The organism is Roseovarius azorensis (assembly GCF_900109455.1).
Classification (GTDB): Bacteria; Pseudomonadota; Alphaproteobacteria; order Rhodobacterales; family Rhodobacteraceae; genus Roseovarius; species Roseovarius azorensis.
Window position 1 is genome coordinate 114,775 of record NZ_FOAG01000010.1, and the last position, 7,238, is coordinate 122,012.

The 7,238-nt window shown below is 63.1% G+C and carries 5 protein-coding genes; 4 read left to right on the top strand and 1 reads right to left on the bottom strand.

Features of this window, described 5'->3' with window-relative positions; all coding sequences use genetic code 11:
• Positions 1-44: 44 nt before the first annotated feature.
• Positions 45-1,400 (bottom strand): proline--tRNA ligase, encoded by a 1,356-nt coding sequence (gene proS, locus BSG08_RS14775; RefSeq protein WP_093038503.1) that lies wholly within the window; start codon positions 1,398-1,400, stop codon positions 45-47.
• A gap of 149 nt (positions 1,401-1,549) precedes the next feature.
• Between proS and BSG08_RS14780 the strand changes: the two genes are divergently transcribed.
• The 4 genes from BSG08_RS14780 to BSG08_RS14795 are packed head-to-tail and all read left to right on the top strand — an operon-like array spanning position 1,550 to position 7,110.
• Complete coding sequence (locus BSG08_RS14780; protein ID WP_093038505.1) at positions 1,550-2,617, top strand: AI-2E family transporter; 1,068 nt, start codon at positions 1,550-1,552, stop codon at positions 2,615-2,617.
• Positions 2,617-3,291, top strand: a complete 675-nt coding sequence (locus BSG08_RS14785) for a P-loop NTPase family protein (protein WP_093038507.1) — start codon at positions 2,617-2,619, stop codon at positions 3,289-3,291. The genes BSG08_RS14780 and BSG08_RS14785 overlap by 1 nt, the downstream gene beginning before the upstream one ends.
• A gap of 49 nt (positions 3,292-3,340) precedes the next feature.
• Positions 3,341-5,515, top strand: a complete 2,175-nt coding sequence (locus BSG08_RS14790) for an RNA degradosome polyphosphate kinase (RefSeq protein WP_093038509.1) — start codon at positions 3,341-3,343, stop codon at positions 5,513-5,515.
• Positions 5,516-5,565: 50 nt separating this feature from the next.
• On the top strand, positions 5,566-7,110 hold the full coding sequence (locus tag BSG08_RS14795; protein ID WP_093038511.1) for a Ppx/GppA family phosphatase: 1,545 nt from the start codon (positions 5,566-5,568) through the stop codon (positions 7,108-7,110).
• Positions 7,111-7,238 lie beyond the last annotated feature (128 nt).

The window sequence follows — 7,238 nt, forward strand, 5'->3', positions numbered from 1 at the left end:
GTCACAGCCTGCGGACGGCTCTGCATCCCGCGACAACACCCCCCTCACAACGCCGGGCGCAGCACATGCCCCGCATAGGCCAACGCCAGCTTTTCCACCGCCTGTTCGGGCGGCAGTTCCTCGCTCTCGCCGGTGCGGCGGCTGGTCAGTTCGACCACACCGTTCTTCAGTCCGCGCGGTCCCACCGTGATCCACCAGGGCAGACCGATCAGATCCATCGTGGCAAATTTGCCCCCGGCCCGCTCGTCGCGGTCGTCATAAAGCGGCTCCAGCCCCAGCGCCATCAGAGAGGCATAGATTGCCTCACAGGCTGCGTCCGCCTCGGGATCGCCCTGCTTGAGGTTGACGATTCCGGCATGATAGGGCGTCACCCCCTCGGGCCAGATGATCCCCTTGTCGTCGTGTGATGCCTCGATGATCGCACCCACCAGACGACTCACGCCGATGCCGTGACTACCCATATGCACCGGCACGGATTTTCCGTCCGGCCCCTGCACGGTGGCCCTCATCGGCTCTGAATACTTGGTGCCAAAGTAGAATATCTGCCCCACCTCGATCCCCCGGCTCGACTTGCGCCGCACCTCGGGGATGGCGTTGAATTTCGCCTCATCGTGCGTCTCGTCGGTGCGCGCATAGGGCGTGGTCCATTCCCTGACAATGGCTTCGCATTCCTCGCGGCTGTTGTAATCCACCACTCGGTCGCCCAGGGTCAGATCGGTGATCGCGCTGTCATAGAACACCTCCGACTCGCCGGTGTCTGCCAGCACCAGGAATTCATGCGTATCGTCGCCCCCGATCGGTCCCGAATCCGCCCGCATCGGAATGGCCTGCAACCCCATTCGCTCGTAGGTGCGCAGATAGCTGACCATATGCCGGTTATAGGCGTGCAACGCATCCTCCTTGGTCAGGTCGAAATTGTATCCGTCCTTCATGAAGAATTCCCGCCCCCGCATCACGCCGAACCGGGGCCGTACCTCGTCGCGGAATTTCCATTGGATATGATAGAGCGTCAGCGGCAGATCCTTGTAACTGCCGACATGCGCGCGGAAAATATCGGTAATCAGTTCCTCATTGGTCGGCCCATAGAGCATGTCACGCCCGTGTCGATCGGTGACCCGCAGCATTTCCGCGCCGTAATCGTCATAGCGCCCGCTCTCGCGCCACAGATCCGCCGATTGCAGCGTTGGCATCAGCATCGGGATATGGCCGGCGCGCACCTGCTCTTCATGCACGATATTCTCCAGCTTGCGCAGAACCTTGAAACCCAGCGGCAGCCAGGAATAAATCCCCGCGGTCGCCTGCTTGATCATCCCCGCCCGCAGCATCAGCCGATGCGACGCAATCTGCGCCTCGGCAGGGGTTTCCTTGAGAACAGGCAGAAAGTAGCGGCTCAGACGCATATCGGACCTCTGGTCATGGGACATTTGCTCTCGTTTATGGCGTTGAACCGCGCCAGACAAGGGAGGATCAACCGCTTTCTCAGCAGTTCCCCTTGAAACCGGACCCCGCATCGGCAATGTGACTACAGGCAACCGGATTGATAAAACGCATGGCATTACCGATCAGGGAACAGTTCAAATACTGGGGCATCGCGGCGGCGGTGTTCGTGCTGGCGCTGTGGTTTCTGGGCAATGTGATCCTGCCTTTCGTGCTGGGCGGGGCGATTGCCTATTTTCTCGATCCCGTCGCCGACCGGCTGGAGCGGATGGGCCTCAGCCGCGCCGCTGCGGTGGTGGTGATCACGCTGGCGGCAATCCTGATCTTTGTCATCATGGCGCTGCTGGTGGTGCCGTCGATCGTCAACCAGGCGGTGGCGCTCTTCAACATCGCACCGCAACTGGCGCGCGATCTGCAGGGATTTCTCAACACCCATTTTCCTTCGGTCTTCGAACCGGACTCGGCGCTGCACAAGACGCTCCTGTCGCTGGGAGACACGGTGCGAGAACGTGGCGTCAAGGTGCTGGAAACCGCGCTCAGCTCTGCCGCCTCGCTCCTCAACATCGTGATCCTGCTGGTCGTGGCGCCTGTGGTGGCGGTTTACCTGCTCTATGACTGGGATCACATGGTCGAAAGGATCGACCACCTGCTGCCGCGCGATCATGCGCCCGTCATCCGCCGCCTCGCAGGCGAGATCGACGCCACGCTGGCCAGTTTCATCCGCGGCATGGGCACGGTCTGTCTGATCCTCGGCACCTATTACGCCGTGGCGCTGATGCTGGTCGGGCTGCAATTCGGCCTCGTGGTCGGGGCCATTGCGGGGCTGGTGACCTTCATTCCCTATGTCGGCGCGATCATTGGCGGCGCGCTTGCTCTCGGGCTCGCGCTCTTTCAGTTCTGGGGCGAATGGTTCAGCATAGCACTGGTCGCCGCCATCTTTGTCTCGGGTCAGGTGATCGAGGGCAATGTCCTCACGCCCAAGCTGGTCGGTTCTTCGGTCGGGCTTCACCCTGTCTGGCTGATCTTTGCGCTATCGGTCTTTGGCGCGCTTTTCGGCTTTGTCGGCATGCTGGTGGCGGTGCCGGTCGCGGCGGCCATCGGCGTTCTGGCGCGGTTTGCCATCGGGCAATATACCCAGAGCCGCCTTTATCGCGGACTGGACACGCAGGACGATACGTGATGCCCCGCCAACTCAGTTTTGACCTGCCCGTGCGCGCGGCACTGGGGCGCGAGGATTTCTTTGTCTCGCCCGCCAATGTCCAGGCGGTGACATTGATCGAGGGCTGGCAGAACTGGCCCGACCGCAAGCTGGTCCTGATAGGCCCGCCCGGTGCGGGCAAGACGCATCTCGCGCATGTCTGGGCCGCGCTTTCGGGTGCGCGGATCGTAACCGGGGCCGACATCGGCAATGCCGACATCCCGACCCTTGCCACTGGTTCCGTCGCGGTCGAGGATGCCGACCGCATCGTCGGCAAGTGCGCCGCCGAAGAGGCGCTATTTCACCTCCACAACCTGACGCTGGCCGAGGGCAATGCGCTGCTGCTGACCGCATGTCGCCCCCCCAATCTCTGGCCGCTCGGCCTGCCGGATCTGGCCAGCCGTGTGCAGGGCACGCTGCTCGCTCATCTGCACGAACCCGATGATGCGCTCCTGGCTGCGGTGCTGACCAAGCTCTTTGCCGACCGCCAGATCGCACCAAGCCCCGATACCATCCCCTATCTCGCACGCCACATGGAGCGCTCGTTCGACACGGCCCGTCGGGCGGTCGCCCGCCTCGACGAAGCCGCCCTGGCAGAACGCCGCCCGATCACCCGTGCCCTCGCGGTCGAGGTGCTGGACAAACTGCGCGAATAACACCACCCTGCTTCATTAACCCGTTACATGACAGCGCCATAAGGCCCCAATGACCCCAGCAGATTTCCTCAAATCCCCCTTGCCGGAACCAGCCGATCTGCCTGATATCGACATCAAGGGGCCGGGCCGCTTTTTCAACCGCGAACTGAGCTGGCTGGGTTTCAACTGGCGGGTGCTGGAAGAGGCGCAGAACCACCGCGTGCCGCTGCTGGAACGCCTGCGGTTCCTGTCCATTTCAGCCAACAATCTCGATGAATTCTACAACGTCCGCGTGGCGGGCCTGCGCGAACTGGCGCAGGCGGGCAACACCACCCCCGCCGCCGACGGGCTGACCCCGGCCGAACAGTTGGTGCTGATCAACGAGAACGCCCGCAAACTGCTCGAATCGCAGCAGAACACCTACGAGGCCCTGCGGGTCGAGATGGAAGCCGAGAACATCTCGATTCTCGATCACACCAGCGTCACCGACGAGGACAAGACACATCTCGCCGAGGTCTTCCTGCACAAGGTCTTTCCGGTGCTGTCGCCACTGGCGATCGACCCCGCGCATCCGTTCCCGTTCATCCCCAACCTGGGCTATTCGCTGGCCCTGCAGATGGAGCGCCGCACCGACAAGCGTCCGCTTCAGGCGCTGCTGCCGATTCCGCAGCAGATCGACCGTTTCGTCACCCTGCCCGCACCCGACGGCACGTTCCGCTTTCTGCCGCTCGAGGAATTGCTGCTGCTGCACCTGCACAGCCTCTTTCCAGGTTACAGATACCGGGGTCACTGCGCCTTTCGCGTGCTGCGCGACAGCGATCTCGAGGTCGAGGAAGAGGCTGAGGATCTGGTGCGCGAATTCGAGGTGGCGCTGAAACGCCGCCGCCGCGGCGAGGTGGTGCGGATGAAGATCTCTGCCGATGCCCCACCCGCGCTGCGCGATGTCATCATGGAGGAACTGCACGTCATTCCCGACGAGGTCGTCGAGGTCAACGGCATGATCGGTCTGGCCGATCTCAAGGAACTTGTGCTCGATGCGCGCCCCGATCTCCTTTGGCCCTCCTTCGTGCCGCGCGTGCCCGAACGGGTGCAGGACCACAGCGGCGACATGTTCGCCGCGATCCGGCAAAAGGACATGCTGCTGCATCACCCCTACGAGACATTCGACATGGTTATCCGCTTTCTGCAACAGGCGGCGCGTGACCCCGACGTGGTAGCGATCAAGCAGACGCTCTATCGTACCTCACGCAATTCACCCATCGTCGAGGCACTGTGCGAGGCGGCCGAGGACGGCAAATCGGTGACCGCGCTGGTCGAACTCAAGGCGCGCTTTGACGAGGCGGCGAACATCCGGCAATCGCGGCGGCTGGAACGGGCGGGCGCACATGTGGTCTATGGGTTTCTCGACCTCAAGACCCATGCCAAGATTTCCACCGTCGTGCGCCGCGAAGGCGACAACCTGGTAACCTATACCCATTACGGCACCGGCAACTACCACCCGATCACCGCCAAGATCTATACCGACCTGTCGTTCTTTACCTGTGACGCCAAGCTGGGGCGCGACGCGACCAAGGTTTTCAACTATCTCTCCGGTTATGCCCAGCCCGAGAGCCTGGATAACCTCGCCATCTCGCCCATCACCCTCAAGCCGCGCCTGCTCGAACTGATCGCCACCGAGGCCGATCATGCCCGCGCCGGGCGCCCGGCGGCGATCTGGGCCAAGATGAATTCGCTGATCGACCCCGATGTGATCGACGCCCTCTATGCCGCCTCAGAGGCTGGGGTCAGGATCGACCTCGTGGTGCGCGGCATCTGCGGGCTGCGCCCCGGCATCCGGGGGCTGAGCGGCAATATCCGCGTCAAATCCATCGTCGGGCGATTCCTGGAACATTCGCGCATCGTCTGCTTCGGCAATAGCGCCGGGCTACCCTCGAAAAAGGCGCGGGTCTTCATTTCCTCCGCCGACTGGATGGGACGCAACCTGGTGCGCCGGGTCGAAACCCTGGTCGAGATCGAGAACGCAACCGTCAAGGCCCAGATCGTCAGCCAGATTATGGCCGCCAACATGGCGGATGTGGCGCAGAGCTGGGTGATGTCCCCCGATGGCAGCTTTACCCGCGCCTCCCTGCCCGAGGGCGAATTCGCCTTCAACTGCCACCGTTTCTTCATGGAAAACCCCTCGCTCTCCGGACGCGGCTCTGCGGGCGCGTCGGATGTGCCGAAACTGACCCATACGGATGATTGACCCGCGCCCGCCCCTGTCGCATAGAGGGGACGCACCACAGCGGGGCGACGATGGACGGCACGAACGACCCAACGGAACCTGATGGCGGCCCCTTTGGCCGTCCGCTCTTTGACGGACCCGCTGCGCGCGCCCTCAGCCGGGTGGGCGTCGTCGATGTTGGCTCCAACTCGGTGCGTCTCGTGGTATTCGACGGCGCCGCCCGCTCTCCGGCCTATTTCTACAACGAAAAGATCATGTGCGAACTGGGCGCAGGCATGTCCGACACCGGTCGCCTCAACCCGATGGGCCGAACCCGCGCGCTGGCCGCGATCAAGCGGTTCAAGCTTCTGGCGGAGGGAATGAACACCGGCCCGCTCGTCATCGTCGCCACCGCCGCCGTGCGCGAGGCTACCGATGGCCCCGATTTCAGCGCAGAGGTGCTGCGCGAGACCGGCCTCAAACTCTGGGTTATCGACGGGCGCGAAGAGGCGCGGCTCTCCGCGCAGGGCGTGCTGCTTGGCTGGCCCGGCTCCTATGGCCTGGTCTGCGATCTTGGCGGATCGTCGATGGAACTGGCCGAGATCAACGGCGGCAAGGTGGGCGTGCGCGTCTCTTCGGCCCTCGGGCCGCTCAAGCTGCGCGACCTCAGTGGCGGCAAGAAGGCCCGCAAGACCCTGATCCGCGATACGCTCGCCACAATGCGTGCGGAACTGGGCGAGCAGAAGAATCGCCTTTTTCTGGTCGGCGGATCATGGCGCGCCATCGCCCGGATCGACATGGCCCGCCGCAACTACCCGCTGCACGTTTTGCACGAATATCGCATGACCGCCGCCGATGTGCGCGCCACAACCCGGTATATCGAGAGTCATGACCTCGAGGAATTGCGCCTCCAAACCGGCGTCTCGGCAGCCCGGATGCCGCTGGTGCCGCAAGCCGCCGAAGTCCTGCGTGAGGTCGTCAGAACCTTCAGGCCGCATGACATAGCGATTTCCAGCTACGGTATCCGAGAAGGGCTGCTCTACGAACAGATGCCGCAACAACTGCGCGACCGCGACCCGCTGATCGAGGCCTGCCGCTTTGCCGAGCACAAGGACGCGCGGCTGCCCGGTTTTGGCCGGGTGATTTATCACTTCATCCTGCCGCTTTTCAAATCGGCCAAGCCCGAGCGCCTGCGCCTGATCCGCGCCGCCTGTCTGCTGCACGATGTTAGTTGGCGCGCGCATCCCGATTACCGTGCCGAGGTCTGCTTTGACAACGCCACCCGCGCCAATCTGGGTGGGCTCAAACATTCCGAGCGGGTCTATCTTGGCCTCGCCCTTCTGCACCGCTACTCCAACAAACGCGATGGCAGCCGCTTTGCCGCTCTGGAACAACTGATTTCCGAGCAGGAACTGCACGAAGCCGAAGTGGTGGGCAAGGCGATGCGGTTTGCCGCGATGCTCTGGCTCAAACGCGACGCGCATCTGGGCGAAATCCGCTGGTTCCCGAAAAAGAAAGTGCTCGAACTGCGCCTCTCGCCCGAAGCCGCGCCCCTCTTTGGCGAGGTGGCGCAGGCGCGCTTTGCATCGCTGGCGCTCGCGCTGTCTGCCCGCACGGTGATCACCGATCCCTCCTGAGGCACTGCCCGCCTGTCATTCACAGCACCGGCCTAAAGCGGTTTGCGTTTGATCTGAATCGAATGGGGATTCACAGGAGGATTTTTGTCTGATTCACTTCTGTTTGGAGGTGGATCATGGGCAAACCC